The sequence below is a fragment of the Senimuribacter intestinalis genome (genome assembly GCF_943192965.1).
GTDB classification, from domain to species: domain Bacteria; phylum Bacillota; class Clostridia; order Peptostreptococcales; family Anaerovoracaceae; genus Senimuribacter; species Senimuribacter intestinalis.
The window spans coordinates 24214-44296 of sequence record NZ_CALPCF010000013.1 but is presented as its reverse complement, the minus strand read 5'-3'; the positions used below and the strand labels follow the sequence as shown (position 1 = coordinate 44296).

The 20083-nt window shown below is 44.9% G+C and carries 18 protein-coding genes and 1 riboswitch; of the genes, 7 read left to right on the top strand and 11 right to left on the bottom strand.

Translation table 11 applies throughout. The features are described 5' to 3' along the window. Positions 1-26: 26 nt before the first annotated feature. Positions 27-1763: an AMP-binding protein gene (locus NFR88_RS11445; protein WP_251616071.1), complete on the top strand. Its 1737-nt coding sequence runs from the start codon at positions 27-29 to the stop codon at positions 1761-1763. A gap of 63 nt (positions 1764-1826) precedes the next feature. Here the strand turns inward: NFR88_RS11445 and NFR88_RS11440 are convergent, their stop codons facing one another. After that, positions 1827-3425, bottom strand: a complete 1599-nt coding sequence (locus tag NFR88_RS11440) for an amidohydrolase (RefSeq protein ID WP_251616069.1) — start codon at positions 3423-3425, stop codon at positions 1827-1829. 3 nt (positions 3426-3428) lie between these two features. After that, entirely contained in the window at positions 3429-4886 is a 1458-nt protein-coding gene (locus NFR88_RS11435) for an alanine/glycine:cation symporter family protein (protein WP_251616067.1), read from the bottom strand. A 203-nt stretch (positions 4887-5089) separates the two neighbouring features. Here NFR88_RS11435 and NFR88_RS15090 point away from each other — a divergent pair, with 203 nt between their 5' ends. Next, a complete protein-coding gene (locus tag NFR88_RS15090; protein WP_285813875.1) occupies positions 5090-7057 on the top strand; it encodes a sigma-54 interaction domain-containing protein in 1968 nt (655 codons plus the stop codon). A 141-nt stretch (positions 7058-7198) separates the two neighbouring features. On the opposite strand, the gene ribH is transcribed toward NFR88_RS15090, so the two are convergent. From ribH to NFR88_RS11385, 9 genes are all read right to left on the bottom strand, one after another. Then, complete coding sequence (ribH, locus tag NFR88_RS11425; protein WP_160200750.1) at positions 7199-7666, bottom strand: 6,7-dimethyl-8-ribityllumazine synthase; 468 nt, start codon at positions 7664-7666, stop codon at positions 7199-7201. 103 nt (positions 7667-7769) lie between these two features. Next, complete coding sequence (locus NFR88_RS11420; protein WP_160200751.1) at positions 7770-8978, bottom strand: bifunctional 3,4-dihydroxy-2-butanone-4-phosphate synthase/GTP cyclohydrolase II; 1209 nt, start codon at positions 8976-8978, stop codon at positions 7770-7772. A gap of 25 nt (positions 8979-9003) precedes the next feature. Beyond that, a complete protein-coding gene (ribE, locus tag NFR88_RS11415) occupies positions 9004-9669 on the bottom strand; it encodes a riboflavin synthase (protein WP_160200752.1) in 666 nt (221 codons plus the stop codon). Next, positions 9651-10769, bottom strand: coding sequence for a bifunctional diaminohydroxyphosphoribosylaminopyrimidine deaminase/5-amino-6-(5-phosphoribosylamino)uracil reductase RibD (gene ribD, locus NFR88_RS11410; protein ID WP_251616065.1), 1119 nt, complete (start codon positions 10767-10769; stop codon positions 9651-9653). Before ribD ends, ribE begins: the two co-directional genes overlap by 19 nt. Before the next feature lie 436 nt (positions 10770-11205). Continuing rightward, positions 11206-11322, bottom strand: a riboswitch (FMN riboswitch). A gap of 364 nt (positions 11323-11686) precedes the next feature. Continuing rightward, the gene (locus NFR88_RS11405; protein WP_251616061.1) at positions 11687-12568 is read right to left on the bottom strand and encodes a phosphatidylserine decarboxylase; all 882 of its coding nucleotides are present in this window, start codon (positions 12566-12568) and stop codon (positions 11687-11689) included. 13 nt (positions 12569-12581) lie between these two features. Next, complete coding sequence (locus tag NFR88_RS11400) at positions 12582-13229, bottom strand: CDP-alcohol phosphatidyltransferase family protein (RefSeq protein ID WP_160200755.1); 648 nt, start codon at positions 13227-13229, stop codon at positions 12582-12584. After that, positions 13213-14262 carry a lysylphosphatidylglycerol synthase transmembrane domain-containing protein gene (locus NFR88_RS11395; RefSeq protein WP_201759515.1) on the bottom strand — a complete coding sequence of 350 codons (1050 nt, stop codon included), beginning with the start codon at positions 14260-14262 and terminating at the stop codon, positions 13213-13215. The genes NFR88_RS11400 and NFR88_RS11395 overlap by 17 nt, the downstream gene beginning before the upstream one ends. Next, positions 14252-14998, bottom strand: a complete 747-nt coding sequence (locus NFR88_RS11390) for a phosphatase PAP2 family protein (RefSeq protein ID WP_251616059.1) — start codon at positions 14996-14998, stop codon at positions 14252-14254. The genes NFR88_RS11395 and NFR88_RS11390 overlap by 11 nt, the downstream gene beginning before the upstream one ends. A gap of 104 nt (positions 14999-15102) precedes the next feature. Continuing rightward, complete coding sequence (locus tag NFR88_RS11385) at positions 15103-15336, bottom strand: YlmC/YmxH family sporulation protein (RefSeq protein ID WP_160200756.1); 234 nt, start codon at positions 15334-15336, stop codon at positions 15103-15105. A gap of 58 nt (positions 15337-15394) precedes the next feature. Between NFR88_RS11385 and NFR88_RS11380 the strand changes: the two genes are divergently transcribed. From NFR88_RS11380 to NFR88_RS11360, 5 genes are all read left to right on the top strand, one after another. Further along, on the top strand, positions 15395-16075 hold the full coding sequence (locus NFR88_RS11380) for a ClpP family protease (protein WP_160200757.1): 681 nt from the start codon (positions 15395-15397) through the stop codon (positions 16073-16075). A gap of 71 nt (positions 16076-16146) precedes the next feature. Beyond that, positions 16147-17196, top strand: a complete 1050-nt coding sequence (locus tag NFR88_RS11375) for a P-loop NTPase family protein (RefSeq protein WP_160200758.1) — start codon at positions 16147-16149, stop codon at positions 17194-17196. Further along, the gene (locus NFR88_RS11370) at positions 17144-18346 is read left to right on the top strand and encodes a CpaF family protein (RefSeq protein ID WP_251616055.1); all 1203 of its coding nucleotides are present in this window, start codon (positions 17144-17146) and stop codon (positions 18344-18346) included. Before NFR88_RS11375 ends, NFR88_RS11370 begins: the two co-directional genes overlap by 53 nt. Beyond that, positions 18343-19089, top strand: coding sequence for a type II secretion system F family protein (locus tag NFR88_RS11365; protein ID WP_161907622.1), 747 nt, complete (start codon positions 18343-18345; stop codon positions 19087-19089). Before NFR88_RS11370 ends, NFR88_RS11365 begins: the two co-directional genes overlap by 4 nt. Further along, positions 19079-20071 carry a type II secretion system F family protein gene (locus NFR88_RS11360; protein WP_251616052.1) on the top strand — a complete coding sequence of 331 codons (993 nt, stop codon included), beginning with the start codon at positions 19079-19081 and terminating at the stop codon, positions 20069-20071. The genes NFR88_RS11365 and NFR88_RS11360 overlap by 11 nt, the downstream gene beginning before the upstream one ends. Positions 20072-20083: the final 12 nt, after the last annotated feature.

Sequence of the window (20083 nt, the reverse complement as noted above, 5' to 3'; positions counted from 1 at the left end):
CTTGCTATTATACAGAAGGAAAAAATATGAAAGATTATAAACTAGAAAAGAAATTTCATGAGTTTCGCGATCTGCGCGATTTGCTTAGAACATCTGCAGAAAAGTATGCGGATAAAGTGGCGTTTGTGACGAAAATCAAGAACAAAGAAACTAAAGAAGTCAACTATATCAACACCACCTATGCAAAGCTCTTTGAGACCATGGGACATCTGGGCACAGCACTGATTGAATGTGGCTATAAAGATAAGCGCATTGCAGTTATCGGTGAGAACAGCTACAGTTGGTGCCTTGCATACTTTGCAGTGAGCTGCGGCGTGGGTATTACAGTGCCCCTTGATAAAGCCCTACAAAAAGAAGAAATCGTAAGCTGCCTCAATCGAAGTAAGGCGGAAGCGATTTTTTATGATAAGAAAAGTGCGAAGATGATTGAGGAAATCTTTGCGGAGAAATCTACAGGTCTTTCCATGATCGTAGCCATGGATTTTCAGTCAGAGACAGGTGTGCTGCTGATGGATCTTCTGGACAAAGGTCGTGCGCTGGTAGAAGGCGGCGACTTTAGATATCTGGAAGCCGAAATTGATCCGGATGCAATGAATTATCTGCTTTTTACATCGGGGACGACGGAGCAGTCCAAAGCGGTAATGCTTTCTCATCGAAATTTCATGAGCTGTAACTATGGTATGAACTGCGAAGAACTGTTTTTCCCTGACGATGTGAATATGATGATTCTGCCTTTGCATCACTGTTACGGTATGAGTGGGCTTTTGACTTTCCTGTCCCAAGGCATGAAGAACTGTTTCTGCGAAGGACTGAAATATGTAAGCGCAAACATGAAGGAATACGGCGTATCTGTTATTATGAGTGTGCCGCTGCTTCTTGAAAATATGTACAAGAAGATTATGAAGGGCATAGAGAAACAGGGCAAGAGCGGCAAGGTGCAGGCGGCACTGAAGATTTGTGATTTGACTGAAAAAGTAGGAATCAATGTGCGACGGAAGCTGTTTAAAGATATCATCGATCAGATGGGCGGAAGAATGCGCTTTATTATCAATGGCGCAGCGGCTTTGGATCCGGTAGTTGCTAAGGGACTTAATGACTTCGGCATTCTTACAGTACAGGGCTATGGGTTGACGGAGACATCGCCGACCATTTCCAGTGAGACTTATCGCTATCTGAAACCGGGTTCCTGCGGTAAACTGATGCCTAACGTAGAAGGAAAGATTATCGATGTCAACGAAGAGGGCATTGGAGAACTCGTCGTTCGCGGCGACAATGTTATGCTGGGCTATTACGATAATCAGGAAGCTACTGATGAGATGATTGTAGATGGCTGGCTCCACACTGGTGACCTTGCATATTTTGACGAGGAGGGATACCTGTTCATCTGCGGACGCAAGAAGAATGTTATCGTCATGAAAAATGGCAAGAATGTCTATCCGGAGGAGATTGAGAATCTGATCAATGTACTGCCTTATGTGGAAGAAAGCATGGTCTTTACCAGAAACAAGGCAAGCGATGTGGTGCTCTGGGCAAAAGTCGTTTACGATAAATCCTATCTTGATGAAAAGGGCATGAGTCTGGATGACTTGCAGGCGCAGCTTGATCTGGATATGGCTGAAATCAATGCCACTATGCCAGCGTACAAGATGGTGAAGAAGTACTTCCTATCCGACAAACCAACCGTCAAGACCACAACACAGAAAACCAAGAGAAACGAAGAACTCAAACACATTGAAGAAGAAATAAAAGAACTTGGATTATAAAAGCTAAATAAAAAGGATGTCTGCAATTTGCAGGACATCCTTTTTTCGTAAGACAGTATGACTTTATCTCTGATAGATTACTTTTCCATTTAATATGGTCATTTCTACTTTTGCGTCCTTGATTGCTTCAGGTGCAATGTCATAGAGGTTCTGATCCAGAACGACCAAATCTGCGTATTTTCCGACTTCAATGGTGCCGTTTACTTCCTCAGAGTAGGAAGAGTAGGCGGCATCTTTTGTGAAGAGTCGAATTGCTTCGCTAACACTCATGGTTTCTGACGGAAGCCAGCCATCTTTGGGCTGTCCGTGAATGTTTTTTCTTGTGACAGCAAAGTAGATGTTTTCCAGTACATCAAAGCTTACAACCGGTGCATCGGAGCCGCCGGACACGGGAATGCCCATGTCCAGCATGGATTTCCAGGCGTAGACCTTATCCATACGCTGGCTGCCGATGCGGGACTCCACGATATCCATGTCCAGATCGAGAAATACCGGCTGAATGTATGCAATGATATGATTTTCCTTCATATCGTCCAGCACCTTTTGACTGGTAATCTGCGCATGGACAATGCCGTGCCTGTCTTTCGGATTATCCTTTCTGTAAGGGGAGGCTTCGATGGCTTTGATTACCATATCCATAGCCCTGTCTCCGATGCAGTGTACAGCAATCTGCATGTGATATTTGTCGCAGCAGGCGACGATTTCGTTGAGTTCCTCCTGCTCATAGATAATCAGACCTGTATTGGAAGAATCTCCCTCATAAGGCTGCGACAGAGCAGCGGTTCTTGCGCCCAGGGAACCGTCCTGCAGTAGCTTGACCGGACCGATTGTGAAGAAGTCGCCTTGCTGACCAGTTCGATAGCCTTCCTTTAGAAAATCCTTTAAATCCACAAATCTCTCAAAGAGGCATTGTTCATAGATACGAAGATTCATTTCCTTGCGATTGTCCAGGGCTTTGAAAGCAGACATAATTCTGCGCCAGTTTTTACCCGGAAGGGAAGCAAGGTCATCAGACTGAATAGCGGTGACACCTGCCTCGTTTAGTTTGCTGATACCGAATTTGATGTAATCTTCGATCTCTTCCTGACTGGGAGCATCCAATACAGAATAGAAGAACTGAACAGCATTTTCCTTCAGAATGCCGTGAACTTCATCTACGTCACGGCAGATTTCCGGGTATTCTTTGATCTCCTTCAGCCTTTCCAGCCCGCAGGAGTTGCATACTGCGGTGTGTCCGCAGACGCGAACCATGATAATAGGAATGTCATCTGCCAGTGCGTCCAGGTCCTTTTTGTCTGGATACTTGGGCACGTCGAAAAGTTCCTCGTTCCAGCCGCGGCCAAAGAGCCATGACAGCGGTTTTTCCTTTCTGATTTCAAGTCTTTTAGCTGCAGCGTCCAAAACGTCCTGCACACTGCGGCAGTCGAAGAGTTTGACGGAGTTTTCCACAAAAGCGTAGTGGAGCATGTGCAGGTGGCTGTCAACAAAGCCGGGCAGCATCATTTTTCCTTTCAAATCGATGCGTTCTTTACAGGAAAGCAAAGCAGCTTCCTCGTCAGAACCGACAAAGGTGATTCGTCCGTCGGTAATTCCAACGGCATTTGCTATGGTATCCTGCCCATCCAATGTGCTTACAATTCCGTTGTAAAATAATGTATCCATGTTTTATGCGTCCTTTTTCTGTGCTTTTTCTTTATCCTCAAAGAACAGGTGCATATCCGGGTCGATTTTGCCTTCACCCAGGTAACGTGCACGGTAGTCCTTTAACAGCTTGATGAAAGTGCCGCTGAGCAGGAACAGGGTTGCAACGTTAAAGAAGGTTGGGAATACAGTAGTAAAGTCTGCAATGACCCAAAGCTGTGCAGGGGTGCCGTTTCCGTATACAGTCAGTACAGTTACGATAAGACCCCACAGCGGTGTTCCGATGAGGAATACTTTGGAAGCAATTTTCTTCACTTTATCTTTTCCTTTCAGAGCATGGTCTAAAATAACCTGATAGTAGGTGAACCAGCCCGTGGAAGTGGTCATGCCGAACAGGAAGATACTGATAGCGATCATAATTCTTGCGAAGGAGCCGATGACGGATTCGAAAGCTGTCAGTGTCAGGGTCGCTCCCTGCAGACCGCTGTCCCAGTAACCAGTTACAATAATAACAAGTCCTGTCAGGGAACATACGACGATGGTGTCCATGAATACTTCAAAGGCGCCCATCAGTCCCTGTTTTACAGGGTGATCTGTGTTTGCAGTAGCGTGTACCATTGGCGAAGTACCCCAACCGGCTTCGTTGCTGTATACGCTGCGAGCAAAGCCAAGTCGCATAGCGTAAGCCACTGTTGCGCCAAGGAAAGCGCCGGAAGCAGCCTGTGTGGAGAATGCACCTTTAAAGATCATAGCGAAGGTGTGAGGCAACTGGTTAGCGTTGATAATCAGGATAGCGATAGCTGCGATGATGTAAAAAGTGCACATAATCGGTGTCAGATAGGAGGCAACAACGCCGACCTTTTTGATACCACCGATGATGACGATGTAAATTCCGATTACGTAAAGAATCGCAGGTACGATGAGAGGCAGTCCAAAGGTGTTGCCGACAGCTTCAGATACGGTGTAGTTCTGTAATGTGATGAACCATATCATAAAGATACAGCCGCCGAAAATAACAGCAAAGACTTTCCAGAATTTATATCCTTTTTCCTGACCCAGACCTTTCTGCATGTAATAAGTAGGACCGCCGCGGAATTCGCCGCCGGGAGTGGATTCTCTGTAATAAACAGCCAGTGTAACTTCTGCCATTTTGATAATCATGCCTAAAAGAGCGGCAACCCATAGCCAGAAGAGGGCGCCTGGACCTCCTGTTGCAATGGCAGTAGCGACACCGCTCATATTGCTGACGCCGACTGTACCGCCGATAGCGATGGAAATGGCCTGGAAAGGAGTTAGTTTTTTCTTATCATCGGCTCCGCCGCTGCGGCGCTCTTTGTTGAAGAGACTGCCTATAATATGTCCGAAGTGACGGAGCTGAAAAAATCCGGTGCGAAGGGTTAAGTAAATGCCGGTGACCAGTATTACGATCAGAAGCGGCAGTCCGTAGAGGAAATTTGTAAACTGTTCAAAGAGTGCAAACATAGTTTCTACCTTTCTTTCTTGTTTTTTAGATTTGTAAAATTTTAGTTGCGCGCGATTAATTATATAGCAAAAAGCGTGCCAGTACAGAAAAAAGAGAAATTAAGTAAAAGTCAGGAAAGAAATAGGAAATTTTATTGCAAAAATGGGATTATTATCTTATAATTATCCGATAAAGGAAAATGAGCAAGGAAAGGGGAAGATTGATGAAGAACATATGTTTGGTATTTAATAACAGAGAAAATTTTGCAGTATGTGATTTGCTTTTACGGAATTTAAAGTACGTGCTGGGAGAATATGTTGAGGGCAGAATTTGTTTTCTCGAAGAACTGAACCATGAGGCGCTGATAGATGCAGATTTGTTTGTTGTTTTATATGAAGACCGAGTTTACGCAATGAAGGATTATACTTCTTTGCTGGACAAGGTCATTGTTATGGGAAGAACCATTCAGCGGCAGTTTTTGCCTGAGGTTTTCAGTATTCCGGAAGGAACCAATGTGCTTGTGGTCAACGATTCGAGAGAAAGCACGCTGCAGGTTACCAATAACCTGTATGAGATGGGACTCAATCATTTACATCTGATTCCCTATTTAGAAGGGGAAAATGAGGCGCAGTATCGTGAAATCACCATTGCCATTACACCGGATGAAAAAGTGCCATCGTTTATTAAAAAAGTGATTAACATCCAGAACAGATATATCGATGTGAACACTTTTATTACGATTATCAATAAGCTGGGACTGCATAACGAAAGTGTGACGAGAAATCTTTTGAAGTACACCCAGCTGGTAGCTGAAAACAACAAGGGCATCAATGAGCGCTATGTAACGGAGTATCTCAAGACAGAAATGCTTAAGCGAACGATTAGGGATGCGCAAAATGCTGTTTTGATTTTGGATAAGGAGCTTCGCACTGTATATGTCAATGATAAAGCACAGACGCTGCTTGGTATTGACGATAGAGAGGGCGTCAGTGTTTCCTCCTTTTTTGATGATGATATGGTGGAGATGATACGTCATGAAGAATTTGACAATCGATTGGTAAAATTTTACGGAGGCAATTATATTGTCACCAAGATTGATGTAAAAATTGTGGATCAGGTGATTGGATATTCGCTGCTGTTTAATGATGTCAAGAACATTAAGAACATTAAGAACATGGAAAACGCACTGAATAAGCAGCTTGTAAAGAGCGGATTGGTAGCGAAATACACCTTTGACGATATATGCTGTGAAAGTTCTGCCATGCGTAAATCCATCGAGCTTGCAAAGAAAGCTGCGCTTTCGGATTATACAGTTTTAATCAGCGGAGAAAGCGGCACCGGAAAGGAAATGATTGCACAGTCTATTCATAATTACTCCTGGAGAAACAGTCAGCCGTTTGTGGCGATTAACTGTGCGGCGCTGCCGGAGTCACTTCTGGAAAGTGAACTGTTCGGCTACGAAAAGGGCGCTTTTACCGGTGCGTCAGTCAACGGAAAGACCGGTCTCTTTGAGCAGGCCAGCAAGGGTACTATTTTCCTGGACGAAATCGGAGATATGTCTTTAAATCTGCAGGCAAGACTTCTGCGTGTGCTGCAGGAAAAGCAGATTATGCGTCTTGGCAGTGATAAGGTCATCGATGTAGATATTCGGATTTTGGCTGCCACCAACAAGGATCTGCGGGAAGCCATTGCTCAAAAAGAGTTTCGAGAGGATTTATATTATAGGCTCAGCAATATTCCTGTTGAACTGCCGCCTCTTCGCCAACGGTCGGAAGAAATTCCAAAGCTGATGGAGACTTTTCTCGGCGAATCTTACGAGAGGCTGACTGCCGAGGAGAAGACTGCACTTGCGCAGTACTCATGGCCGGGTAATGTGCGTGAGTTAAAAAATGCAGCAGACTACTATCTGCTTCTTGGAGAGTTGCCGAAGGGAATCGGCGCTACCGTGTTACCGCAGCGGGAAGTAATTGGTACTGAGCCAAAGCCGACAGATATTAGGGAGCTAGTGCTGGATATTATAAGCAGACATACGGACGCTGATTCCGGCATTGGGCGCACTGCGATTTTGTGGGAGCTATCAAAGAGGGGAATCAGACTTAGCGATGATAAGGCGCGAAAATTGCTTCATACATTGGAATCGGAGGGCCTGATTGAAATCGGAAAGGGAAGAAGAGGATGCAGGGTGATTTGAAGAACAACCCAAGGGGCTTGCTTTGCCGGCAGGTTCCTTGGGCTGAAAAATTCATTTTATAGTTTTTAGTTCTTCGAAAGATATGCTGGTCAGTACTTTTCGCTTATACAATTTTAATATGTTGCTTTTTGGGAACGCGAATTATTTCTCAATCTCCCCAATCAGATTCACCATCTCGATTGCGCCAACTGCACAGTCATAGCCTTTGTTTCCAGCTTTTGTGCCGGCTCTTTCGATGGCCTGCTCGATGTTGTCTGTAGTCAGAATACCGAACATCACAGGAATATCCGCAGCTAAAGAGACGGAAGCAACGCCTTTGGAAACTTCTGCGCAGACGTAATCATAGTGGGAGGTAGTGCCGCGGATTACTGCGCCAAGACAGATGACCGCGTCGTATTTTCCGGACTTTGCCATTTTCTGTGCAATGAGAGGAATTTCAAAAGCGCCTGGACACCATGCAATTTCAATGTTTTCTTCTTTAACGTCGTGACGTTTTAGACCGTCCAGGGCGCCGCCAAGCAGCTTTGATACGATAAATTCGTTAAATCTGGCGCATACGATGCCAACTTTGATTTCTTTTGATACTAATTTTCCTTCATAAATTTTCATGTTTTATTTCTCCTATCTTAAGATTAGATTTTTGTCAATATCATTTCCGGAGCGTTATACAGTAAGAGCAGTGCAGCTCTCCGGGAAAGATTTGACGTATGGTTTATTTATAATCCAGAATGTGTCCCATTCTTTCCTGTTTGGTTTTCAGATAGAACAGGTCGTGGGCGGTGGCAGGCATCTGAATCGGCACGCGCTCTGTGATGTCCATGCCGAACTCGGACAGTTCGTAAACCTTCTGTGGGTTGTTGGTTAAAAGCCGCAGGGTTTTCGCGCCCAGATCTTTTAGAATCTGCGCGCCGATATAGTATTCGCGAAGATCGCCCGCAAAACCCAGGGCAAGGTTGGCTTCCAGGGTATCCATACCCTGATCCTGTAGTTCATAAGCTTTCAGTTTATTGATTAAGCCGATGCCTCTGCCTTCCTGCCGCATGTAGAGGAGAATGCCTCTGCCTTCTGCCTCAATCTGGGTCAGGGCAGCGGCAAGCTGCTCGCCGCAGTCGCACTTAGCCGAACCGAAGGCGTCGCCGGTCAGACATTCAGAGTGTACACGGCACAAAAGATTTTCTCCGTCTCCGATATCTCCTTTGACCAATGCGATATGATGCTCGCCGTTGAGTTTATTGATATAGCCGTGTGCCATAAAGTTGCCGTATTTGGTTGGCAGTTTGGTAACAGCGACGCATTCTACCAGGTTTTCGTGTTTTTTTCTGTATTCCTGGATAGCTTTGATGCTGATGAATTTTAAGTCATATTTGGCAGCAAGTTCTTTCAACTGCGGGGTGCGCATCATAGTGCCGTCTTCCCGCATGATTTCGCAGCACAGACCGCATTCGGAAAGCCCAGCAAGGCGCATCAGGTCTACGGTTGCTTCTGTATGGCCGTTCCGCTCCAAAACGCCCTGCGGCTTTGCAAGCAGCGGAAACATGTGACCGGGACGACGGAAATCCTCTGGTTTTGCGTCACCTGAGACGCATTTTCTGGCGGTCAGTCCACGTTCCTCAGCGGAAATGCCGGTCGTGGTGTCTACATGATCGATGGAAACGGTAAAGGCGGTGCAGTGGTTGTCAGTGTTGTTGTCAACCATCTGGGGAAGCTGGAGTTTCCTGCAGATTTCTTCGCTCATCGGCATGCAGATAAGACCTTTGCCATGAACCGCCATAAAGTTGACGTTTTCAGTCGTGGCAAACTCTGCGGCGCAGATGAAATCGCCTTCGTTTTCTCTGTCCGGATCATCGGTGCAGAGAATGATTTTACCCTGGCGCAAATCTTCCAAGGCTTCTTCTACTGTACTGAACTCAAATTCTTTCATGGTGATTTTCCTTTCTTTTTTGTTTCTAATAATTGAATCCGTGTTCTGCAAGAAACGCGGCGGTGATGTTACTTTCTTTTTTCGCAGGAGCAGCGTTGGGATCTTCAAGGGAGAGCAGCCGCTCCACGTATTTTCCGATACAGTCGTTTTCCAGATTGACGATATCCCCCGACTTTTTATCTGCCAGTATGGTTTCAGATAAGGTGTGGGGAATGATGGAGACAGAAAAGCTTCGGTGCTCAAGCCGCGCTACTGTCAGGCTGATTCCGTCGATGGCGATGGAGCCTTTTTCTATGATATATTTTAGCAGTTGATCACCGCAGTTGATGGTGTACCAGACTGCATTGTCGTCCTTTTGAATCTGGGTAATCGTGCCCGTGCCGTCGATATGTCCGCTGACGATATGTCCGCCGAATCTGCCGCCCGCTGCCATAGCACGCTCCAGATTGACCCGGCTACCTGCGGATAAAGCCCCTAGAGAGGATCGGTTCAGCGTTTCGTGCATGACATCAGCGGAAAAGCTGCTTCCGTTAAAGCTTGTGACAGTTAGGCAGACGCCGTTTACTGCAATGCTGTCACCCAGATGAATGTCAGACAGGATTTTTTTGCAGCCGATGTGTAAAACCGCCGAAGCGGCATTTTTCTGAACAGCTGTCACGGTGCCGCACTCTTCTACAATTCCTGTAAACATGGCAAAACCTCGCTTTCTATGAGTAAATCTTCGCCGATGGCGGTAATCTTCGAATTAGTCAGTTTAACAGCTTCCGAAGGAAATTCGACGCCGTCTCCGGCAACAGGGGAGAGGGCATTTTTTCCTCCGAAAATCTTCGGGGCGATATATGCCTGCAGTCTGTTGACAATGCCGGCATGCAGCGCCGACCAGTTCAGAGCAGCGCCTCCTTCCAAAAGAATGCTATCTATTTTCATGGTGCCCAGAAGCACCATCAAGATTTTCAGGTCGATAGAGCCGGAAGCATCCTTTGGAACCACTAGAATTTTACAACCTTTTTCCAGATAAGGTGCGTGGTACGTAGGATCATTTTCTGCCGTAGCAATCATTGTTTCCACTTCGGAAGCAGTAGTTACAATTTTTGACGTAAGAGGTGTGCGAAGATTGCTGTCACAGATAATGCGAATCGGATTTTTTCCGCTGCCATCAGCCAGTCTGCTGGTCAAGAGTGGATCGTCAGCAAGAACTGTACCAATACCGACCATAATCGCTGTGTACAGATGTCTGCCCTGATGAACCTTTGCACGGGCAGTCTCGCCTGTAATCCACTGGGAATGACCGGCGAAGGTAGCAATTTTCCCGTCCATAGTCATGGCATATTTCAGCGTCACATAAGGAGTGTGACAGGTGATATAGTGGAAAAAGATTGGATTCAGCTGGTCGCATTCTTCGCGAAGGAAATCGGTTGTGACTTTGATTCCGGCAGCTTTCAGGAGCTCGATACTTTTGTCTAAAACCTGCGGATTGGGATCGCGGGAACCGATGATGACATGGGAAATACCGCTTTCAATGATCGCCTCCGTGCAAGGCGGCGTTTTGCCGTAGTGACAGCAGGGCGTCAGGGTCACGTAGATAGACGCACCTTTTGGGTCATTTCCACGACTTCTGCAGTCTGCAAGAGCGTTGCGCTCAGCATGAAGCTGTCCGTACTTTTCGTGAAAACCCTGTCCGATAATCTTGTCATTCTTTACGATAACTGCGCCGACCAGCGGGTTAGGGGCGGTATAACCGGCGCCCTTTTTCGCAAGATTGATGGCAAGCCTCATATATTTTTTGTCCATAGGAGGTATTCCTTTCCACAAAGCAAATGCATGAAAGAGCATGGAGACTAGCTGTTAGTACTTATTTCGGTTTTTTTCAAAAAAGGTACTAAAACTTTTAATCTGTGCAGCCTATTATATGGAAATTAAAGAATAAAATCTCATATAATGGAAAATTTGTGCGCAAATAAAGGCGTGATGAACCAAAACTGATGTAAAATTTTGATTGACAGCCGTGAAAGCCTCTGGGTTAGCATCGAATAACTGTTGATTTTTAGTACCTTTTCGTAAAAAATCGTCGAAAAGTACGAAAACAAAGTTTCATGCGGTTGCTATGTTTCTTTCTAAATAAAAAGTCCTGAATCGACATGGATTCAGGACTTTAGTTTGCAAAATATGCTTCGCCTATAAAAAACTCTGGAACTAAAAATTCCAGAGCATCATAAAACGAAACAAGAAATATCTTCTTCCATCCAGACTGTACTGTCGGTTCCGGAATCACACCGGATCAGCGCGGGAAGCGCTCGCGGACTATACCGCCGGTCGGGAATTACACCCTGCCCTGAAGATTCAATATGAACTTTTCAATATGGTCATTTTATACCTGTCAGATAGTTTTGTCAAGAACTATAGGAAATTTTGCTGTAGAAGTTACTATAGTGTGAGAAACTTAACCTAAACTGCGATTTTTAAAAAAAGATGTATAAAGTTTATAGTTAGCGATTTCATACTTCTTGTATTTCTTGCAAGATGATGGATAAATCTTAAAGAAAATTTGCATATAATGCAAGTTTTTTCTTCAAGAAATAATTATAAGTTCGCATCGTGATGAACATTAAGAATATTTTCCAAGATTTTTATACATTTTTTATATGTTTTCTGATTCTCGGTTAAGATTCAAAAATTTTTTTATACACTTTTTTCAAGAATGAATCGTTTTAAGTTAAAGCATTCTCTGTTTGGTGTATACCAATTTTTTCGCCATACTTGACCCGAGTTTCAAATCCTGCTGATGTATTGGCTAAAATATCCGGGTCGATGATGGCGCTTCCTGCTGGAAGGCAAAGGATAATAGTAGAACCGCCGAATTCAAAGCGTCCTTTTTCCGTGCCGCGCACGACTGTACAGTTTTCTTCGTAGTTGCAGATTTTTCCAACCATCAAAGCGCCGACCTCCATCATCAGCATGGTGCCAAAGACCGCACTTTCCAGATAGCAGTAGGAGCGTGTGTTTTCTTTGTAAATGGGAAAATAATCGTTTGCGATGGGGTTGACTGTGTGAAAGACACCGGGAATTTTATGGATTTTGCTCAGAATTCCGCTGTCTGGGTAGCAGTACCGGTGATAATCTTTAACCGTAAGGCGAAAAAGCAGCAGTTGACCTCCTTCATATGTTTTGGCAGCATCTTCATCGCGGAGCAGACTTTTCATCGTATATTCTGTATTCTTAATTGTAAACCGGCTGTCTGATGTGATGGGATAAACGGTAAGTCTGCTGTCACAAGGTGCGATAAGATGCGTTTCCGTTAGGTCAATAGGACGGCATTCTGGTTTAATTTTTCTGGTGAAAAAATCGTTATAGGAACAAAATTTACGAGATTCGTACTGAGTCATGTCGATTTGATTTTTACGAATAAATGGCTCGATTGCAATACGAGAGATTTTGCGGGACAGGAAAAAACCTCCAAATTTTGAAATTTGGGGGGGTATCAAAAAACGCAAAAGGAAGCGCCCGCAGGCGCTACTGTAAAGTTTTTCTAGAAGTTTGTCCTGACCATCGTCGGTGTAGATGATATTTCCTTTTCTGTCTTTGCAGTCCATAATTTCTACCTCGTTACACCAGCGCCGCAGGCAGCAGGTGTTTTGAATAAGCAAAGGTTACAGCGATGGCAGCTGCCACAATGAGAACCAGCAGAGCGAGAACCTTATTGCTAGGCTTTTTCATTTTAAAGTCAGCGATGAACAGAGTACCTGTGCCAAAGAGCATGACGATGAGAATCAAGACAAAAGCTCGGGTGGTTACCACAAAGCGAAGCAGAAAAATTAGCGGCAGAATCACTGCAATAGAAGTAATCGGAAGTCCATGATAAACCTTTTCGTGTTCTTCTTCTGAAAAGAAATTGTTGGTTTCGATTACGTTGAAAAATGCCAGCCTGATGACGCCGCAGATACAGTAAAAGCCGATTGCAAGCATGCCCAGACTGCCGCGAACCCCCAGACAATAGCACAGAAGTCCCGGCAGGGCGCCAAAGGCAACGACATCACAAAGGGAATCCAGCTGAATGCCGAAGAGTTTTTCGTCATCGGTTCTGTCCAATTTGCGTCTGGCAACCTTTCCGTCAAACATATCGAAAAAGCCAGAAAGGGCGAGGCAAAAGACTGCCATTTTGAAGTGCCCTGTGGTGGCAAAAGTCATGCCGATCATAGCTGATAAAAGACTCATATAAGTAAGTATTACTGTGTAGTTATAAAATCCGATCATTTTTTTTCTCTTTTCCCTCTCTAAATACAACAAAATATGCAATAACAGTAAAGACCGCACTGATGAAAAGCTGTGTGTAAAAGCTGATTCCGCGGCTGACAATCATGACAGGAATGGTCAGCACACTGCCGCAAATCGGCAAGAACACCGCCTGAAACAAGTGCTCGCTGATTCCCATACCACCAGGCAGCGGAAGCATGTCGACTGCAACGGAAATCATCGCCTGCAGGGTAACGGCCTCAAGGGCATTAATCCCTGTGATATCAAAGGAACAAAGCACTAGCCATGTGATAAAGAATAAAAAAATTCTCTGCAGGAATGTCAATGCCAAAACGTTGAACAGAATCCTCTTGTGATGTTCAAAATAGCTAGCAGCAGCGCTGTATTTGTCCATACTGCCGGAAAGCTTTGATTCAAAGCTGTGGACTTTTTTTGAGCTGGTAAACCTTTTTAGAAGAAAGAAGCACGCCATAACAATGCGTTTTGCAAGACCGGGTGAAAATACCAGGCATAGCATGCCGCCTACACACAGGACGTTTAGGAAAATCCCAAGCCAAACCCAGTGCATAATTGGATCAAGGCAGGTCATGACGAAAGAGGGTCTTAAAATCAGAACTGCAATTCCGATAATGACCAAAACCAGCTTGTAGGTAATGGTGACAAGTAAAAGCACCAGAGTCGACAGGTGCACAGGCAGTTTGTCCTTTTTCATGAACAAAACCTGAGCAGGCTGTCCGCCAGTGGCAGATGGTGTAACCAGACTGAAGAAGAATCCTACAAAAGAGTAGAGAAAACAGTGATTCAGCTTTGGTTGCTTCCCAAGACTTCTCATCAGATAAAATATAATCACTGATTCGCCGAGAATAAAGCCGATGACCAGCACTACTCCGAGGAGCCAGTAAAGGCTGTGGGCATCTTTCACATAGGACATGATCTTGGAAAAGTCCTGACCGTGAAAGACGTAGTACATGGTAAGGGCAAAACAAACCAGCAGAAATATGCAGTTAAAAATAATTTTTTTCTTATGACTCATTGCAGTAGTCTCCAAATACTTTCATATGTATTTTTGCAAAGAGCCGCTCGGGCAGTTTGTAAGCATTGCAGTGCATGCTCAGCGTAAAACAGCCAAGAGCAACGGTGATGCCGCCGATGACATCGACGATATAGTGCTGCTTGGTAAACTGGGTGGAGATGAAAACCAGAATTGCAAATACCAAAGTTCCATATCGATAAGTCTTTGGAAGCGTACTGCATTTTCGGATTCCCAGATAGCACATCAGGCTTGCCAAACAGTGGATAGACGGAAACAGGTCGTAGGGCATATCCATTGCATAGATGAACGCCATGGCGTTGTCCCAGAATCCGTCACCAGTAATTTCTGGCCTTACATTAGTAGTCGGAATCAGCAGAAAGAACACACCGCAGACGACTCTTGCAAGCATATCGGCAAAGACAAAGCGATACCAAAATTCCTTGCTGTTTTCCCTCGCTGTCAAAGCGTAGCTGATGACCCAGAAAGGAAAGCTGAGTACATAGATTGATACCCAAGCAGGACAAAAGGGCACGCTGCGGTCAAAGCCCGTCGTAAAGTCATAATGGTAAAGATTTGAGCCCAGATGCTGTGTAATAGAGTAGACGAGACAGTTCCATACAAAGCAGCCTATCAATGAAAAAAACGCATAGGCAGGAATCCACTTGTCCATATGCGTCCCGTACCAATTTTGAAATTTCTTCTTCATCTCTTTTTCCCGTTCCCTAATAAAGTTCATCTATTATAGTATATCCTACTAAAGTCTTATTTTCAAGAAAAACGGGAAAAGCTAAGAAAATCTTAAGATTTTATCAAAATTTTTCAAGTTCTGTCGAAACTGATTTACGACCGGAAGATAATCATATCCTCGCCGATTTTCACGATGGACTCCCAGGGAAGCTGCATGGTGTCATGTCCTGCGGTGAAGCGGCTTTTAGACACAAAGTTGGGCACAAGCAGCGCTCTGATTTTTCCTGTCTGCTCGTCAAAGAGAATTTCTGCATCCCAGAAAGAGCCGTGACGGCTGCCTTTGGAAAGGTCGATGACCTCTTTATCTCCGATTTCACTTAATAGCATAAATTACACATCCTTTGCAGATAATATATTTAAATTTTACGACGAAAGGGTGAAAAATATGAGTGAAGAAAAAGAAAAACAGGAAGAAAAAAAAGAAACCAGCGATTTGATTAAGGAGCTGGGTATTTTAACGACAGGAACAAATTTCCAGTCAGACTATCAGTATATCAATATTATCGGCAGCATTGAAGGGCATACCACGCTGCCAAGCGATAACAAGACTACCAAGTATGAACATCTGATTCCGCAGCTTGTGGTAGTGGAGGAAAATCCAGATATTAAGGGGCTTCTGCTGATTTTAAATACTGTCGGAGGCGATGTGGAAGCAGGGCTTGCCCTTGCGGAGCTGATTGCGTCTTTATCAAAGCCAACTGTGACATTAGTCATCGGAGGTGGTCACAGCATCGGTATTCCTCTTGCCGTTTCTGCGGATTATTCCTTTGTAGCTGAGACTGCGACTATGACCATGCACCCCATTAGAACCAGCGGCACACTGATTACAGCGGACGCAACATTTGAGTATATGCGAAAGACGCAGGAACGAGTGGTAGATTTTATTGTCAAACATTCTCATGCATCAAAGGCAGATGTAGAAGAAAAGATGAATCAGACAGGAAATATGTCCAACGATGTGGGCACGGTACTATTCGGCTCTGACGCTGTAAAAATGGGGCTGATTGACGAAATCGGCGGGCTCAGCTGCGCACTGAAAAAACTGAAAGAATTAGCAAATAAGTAAAATTATAGGAAAAAATGGTTGACAGTTATTTACAAAAATGATACTATATCCCTACCGAAAGGAGGGAGTGTATGGAAATTATAAAAGTGGGTATTGCTTTGGAGGATCATGCCTTTGCGCAGGCTCTTTCCATTGTCCTTGCCAGAGAGGACAGCTGCATGCGCTTTTATCTTTTAGGCAGTATAGCCGAAGGTGACTTTTGTGATTTGATTCTGACGGAGAAGCCTTCAGGTGATAAACGGGTCATTGAACTTGTCCGCGATATGGCGGCTGTACAGTATACGGGTGAGCCGCCTTACCGGCTATATCGCTATATGGAAAGTCAGAATTTGATGAACAGTCTTCTTTTTATTTACTTTAAGGTAACAGGTAAAGTTGTTGAAACCAAAGGTGACAGCAACTGCAGACTGCTGGTATTTCTCGGAGAAAGCGGCGGCTGCGGCACCACATCGTCAGCCATTGCTACAGCCTGTATGCTGCACAGAATTTATGGCAGCAGATCTTTGTACCTAAATCTCTGCCCCATCGACGATTCCAGAAAATATTTGTCTGAGGATGGGGAGGAGAGTTTGATGAAGCTGCTTTATTATCTGGATCAGGAGAAAGAGTTTCCTATCAGCGCATTTATTACAGAAAGGGAAGAGTTGGATTTTGTAAACACGGGCGTGATTAATTCCTACTTCAGCGAAATGAAGCCGTTTCTCATGCGCCGCTTTCTGAACAAGATTGATCAGCTTGGGAAATATGATTTTCTCATCGTGGATATGGGCAATCACCTGAGCCGAGAGAATCGGAAGATGCTGGGCTATGCCGACTGTACCGTTATGCTGTGCGATAGTCAGCGAGTTCGTCCTGGGAAATATAGGCAGAGGATTGCCCGGGAAATATTTAAGCGAATTGATCAGGGCAGGCTTTTACGGGTGGAGAATTTTGCAGATGATATGGTTTGCGAACAAGAGCCTCAGACCCTTTATATCGCGGCTCAGAGGGATACTGATTTGCGTCTTGAGAAGAATTACGGCATGGAAATCGGTATTCTTGCTCGGGAAATTATGGAAGGAGGAGGTCATGGAGAGGGAAAGAGCTATGTACCTGGAGGAGAAGACTGCCAGGGTGCGTGAGAAAATTCTCGCGGCAGAAGAGAATTTAAGCAGGCAGCAGGCTATGGAAATCATAGAAGATGTGGTCTTTGCTGACGCAGAGGAAATAGAACTTTCAGAACTTCACGCTGTCATCAGAACCCTTTATGCGAGGACCAGAAGCAAGCTGGGGATTTTGGAAGAGTACATAGAAGATGCGTCAATCAATGAGATTATGATTAATGGAAAGGATCGATTCTTTTTGGAAACCGGCGGAGATATGGTTTGTACCGATGAGCATTTTGATTCTACGGAGGAGCTGGAGGAAATCATCAGAAATATTGCGGCGGGTGTGCATCGGGAAATCAATGAAATGCACCCGATTTTGGACGCGAGGTTGCCCGGCGGCAGCAGAGTCAATGCAGTCTATAAAAATGTCGCGGCAGGAGGCCCTGTTCTCACCATCAGAAAATTTGCCAGAGAGAGAATTACCATGGAACAGATGGTAAAAAGCGGCACTTTGACTGCAGAATGCGCGGAATATCTGAAAACACTGGTTGCCTGCGGCTATAACATCTTCGTCAGCGGGGGAACTTCTTCAGGAAAGACAACATTTCTCAACGCCTTGTCCGATTTTATTCCGGTACAGGAGCGGGTCATCGTCATTGAGGATTCCACGGAACTAGCCATGAATCACATCGCGAATCTGGTGCAGATGGAATGCCGCAATGCCAATGCTTTAGGTCAGGGTATGATTTCTATGGACATGCTGATTAAGACCAGTCTGCGAATGAGACCCGATCGGATTATCGTAGGAGAAGTCAGAGGCAAGGAAGTGGCGGACATGATGAATGCCATGAACACAGGGCATGACGGCTGTCTGGCTACAGGTCACGGCAATTCGGTTTCCGGCATGCTGCGAAGGCTTGAATCCATGTATTTGATGGGTGTGCAGATTCCCATAGATGCTATCAGAGCGCAGATTGTGGAAGGCATAGACATTATGATTCACTTGGGAAGGCTTCCAGGCGGCGACAGGAGGGTGCTTGAGGTGCAGGAACTGGTGGATTTTGAGCATGGCAAATATGTTTTAAACCCACTCTTTTTACTAAGCGATAAAAGGCAGCTTAGTGCTACTGGAAATCCTCTTGTCAGTCAGTCCAAGCTGCGTCTTAGAGGCAGGACTTTATGATTTACGACTACAAAATTTATCAGGCAACCTCAAGGGAAAAAGTGGCAGTAGCCTTAGGCTTTGCATTCGCATGGATTTTCTGCGGTTATATATTTTATGGAACCTTACTGTGGGGCATTTTATTTCCTTTTTTCTATCCCAAATTGCTGTCTGTTTACTGCGGGTATCAGGCGGCGCGCAGAAAGAAACAGCTTTTAGGGCAGTTTCGGGATTTGCTGTTCAGTTTGTCATCTTCCTTTGCTGCGGGCAGACACATGGAAGAGGCGATTGAAGAAGCAGTTTCTAATCTTTCGGAAATTTATGGAGAACAGGCTCTGATTGTTTGTGAGCTGCTCTATATGCTGAGAAAGATGAAGGAAACTGGGGCAACAGATATTTCTGTCTGGGAGGACTTTGCTTCTCGCAGCGGAATTTCGGATATCGAGGACTTTACGCAGGTTTTTCGTGCGGTCAGAGAGACGGGCGGGAATCTGGTTCTTGCAGTCAACAGGGCGGCTGCTGTTATCGGTGACAAAATTGCTATAGAAACAGAGATTAAAACTATGATATCTCAGAAAAAGCTGGAAGGCCGACTGATTACAGCAATGCCGATTTTTATCGTATTGTTTCTGCAGCTGACTTCGCCCGATTATCTGGCAGTGATGTATGAGTCCTTGGCGGGCAAAATTTTGATGAGTCTGGCGCTTCTTGCGACGGTGTTAGCTTACGTGATGATAGAAAGGATTACAGCCATTGAAGTATAGAGAAAAGATAGAGAAACTGCCTATTGCTGTCTTTTGCATAGAAAATAGAAAGCTTGTGGTACTGTTATTTTCAGCAGTCGTTTTTCTTCTGACTTTTCAGGTGATTATCGAAGTAAGACAAGCAGGATATTATGTGACTGGGAAAAACGGTCAGCTGACGGCGCTCCGCATTTCTGACAGACAGAGCGGACAGTCTGTGCCTGTTGTCATCGAAGGAGAAAAGGACGGTGTGCGTACAAGGATTGAGGTGCTTTTATCTTTTACGGATGAAAAGCCTGCTGCAAAGGCGACGCAGAAGAAAACATCTAAGGAGGAGGGTCTAAAATCGGAGCTTCAGGCGCTTTCAGAAAAACTGGAAGAGGAAGAGGGAGAACTCATTGCGCTGCCTGCAAAACTTGACGATGGAACGAGAATCATCTGGTCGAAAAACCGAAGTCCTCAATTTCTGCTCAGTCTGCTGCTCTTTCCGCTGGCATTATTTGCTCTTTACCGAAATCAGAAGGAGAAGGAAAAGGCTGCGCAAAAGCGTATAACCGACGGTATTCGAAGGGAATTGCCTGGTTTTAATAATCAGCTTTTACTGCTTTTAAACAGCGGGTTGATTTTTAATGATGCGTTTGCAAGGATTGCAGACGGGTATGCGGCAGGACAGCGGGAAAGTCCGATGGGAGATCTAATTTGCCGAATTAAGGCTGCATCTTTAGAAACGGGAAGCAGTTTAGTTACTGTCATGGGACAGTTTGGAAAGAAGCTGCAAGTCAGAGAGTTCTCACGTATGATTAACATCATTACAGACAATCAGTTTAAGGGTGTGGACCTGTCGGACAAGCTGGAAAGCGAGCGAGATTTGCTCTGGGAGCAGAGAAAAAAGCTGGCAGAGGAGCGCGGCAGAGCAGCGGAAACCAAAATGGCATTTCCTCTGGCGATTCTGTTGCTAGTGCTGATTCTGATTACAGCAGCGCCTGCAATGCTGCAGATGTAATAAAGTTAAAAA

Excerpts from the sequence above, each read along its gene's own strand:
- NFR88_RS11375 (WP_160200758.1), top strand. The coding sequence starts at position 16,147 with ATGGAAATTATAAAAGTGGGTATTGCTTTGGAGGATCATGCCTTTGCG.
- NFR88_RS11440 (WP_251616069.1), bottom strand. The coding sequence starts at position 3,425 with ATGGATACATTATTTTACAACGGAATTGTAAGCACATTGGATGGGCAG.
- NFR88_RS11420 (WP_160200751.1), bottom strand. The coding sequence starts at position 8,978 with ATGAAAGAATTTGAGTTCAGTACAGTAGAAGAAGCCTTGGAAGATTTG.
- ribH (WP_160200750.1), bottom strand. The coding sequence starts at position 7,666 with ATGAAAATTTATGAAGGAAAATTAGTATCAAAAGAAATCAAAGTTGGC.
- NFR88_RS11390 (WP_251616059.1), bottom strand. The coding sequence starts at position 14,998 with ATGAACTTTATTAGGGAACGGGAAAAAGAGATGAAGAAGAAATTTCAA.
- NFR88_RS11385 (WP_160200756.1), bottom strand. The coding sequence starts at position 15,336 with ATGCTATTAAGTGAAATCGGAGATAAAGAGGTCATCGACCTTTCCAAA.
- NFR88_RS11445 (WP_251616071.1), top strand. The coding sequence starts at position 27 with ATGAAAGATTATAAACTAGAAAAGAAATTTCATGAGTTTCGCGATCTG.
- ribE (WP_160200752.1), bottom strand. The coding sequence starts at position 9,669 with ATGTTTACAGGAATTGTAGAAGAGTGCGGCACCGTGACAGCTGTTCAG.
- NFR88_RS15090 (WP_285813875.1), top strand. The coding sequence starts at position 5,090 with ATGAAGAACATATGTTTGGTATTTAATAACAGAGAAAATTTTGCAGTA.
- NFR88_RS11370 (WP_251616055.1), top strand. The coding sequence starts at position 17,144 with ATGGAGAGGGAAAGAGCTATGTACCTGGAGGAGAAGACTGCCAGGGTG.
- NFR88_RS11395 (WP_201759515.1), bottom strand. The coding sequence starts at position 14,262 with ATGAGTCATAAGAAAAAAATTATTTTTAACTGCATATTTCTGCTGGTT.
- NFR88_RS11400 (WP_160200755.1), bottom strand. The coding sequence starts at position 13,229 with ATGATCGGATTTTATAACTACACAGTAATACTTACTTATATGAGTCTT.
- ribD (WP_251616065.1), bottom strand. The coding sequence starts at position 10,769 with ATGGACAAAAAATATATGAGGCTTGCCATCAATCTTGCGAAAAAGGGC.
- NFR88_RS11380 (WP_160200757.1), top strand. The coding sequence starts at position 15,395 with ATGAGTGAAGAAAAAGAAAAACAGGAAGAAAAAAAAGAAACCAGCGAT.
- NFR88_RS11435 (WP_251616067.1), bottom strand. The coding sequence starts at position 4,886 with ATGTTTGCACTCTTTGAACAGTTTACAAATTTCCTCTACGGACTGCCG.
- NFR88_RS11365 (WP_161907622.1), top strand. The coding sequence starts at position 18,343 with ATGATTTACGACTACAAAATTTATCAGGCAACCTCAAGGGAAAAAGTG.
- NFR88_RS11405 (WP_251616061.1), bottom strand. The coding sequence starts at position 12,568 with ATGGACTGCAAAGACAGAAAAGGAAATATCATCTACACCGACGATGGT.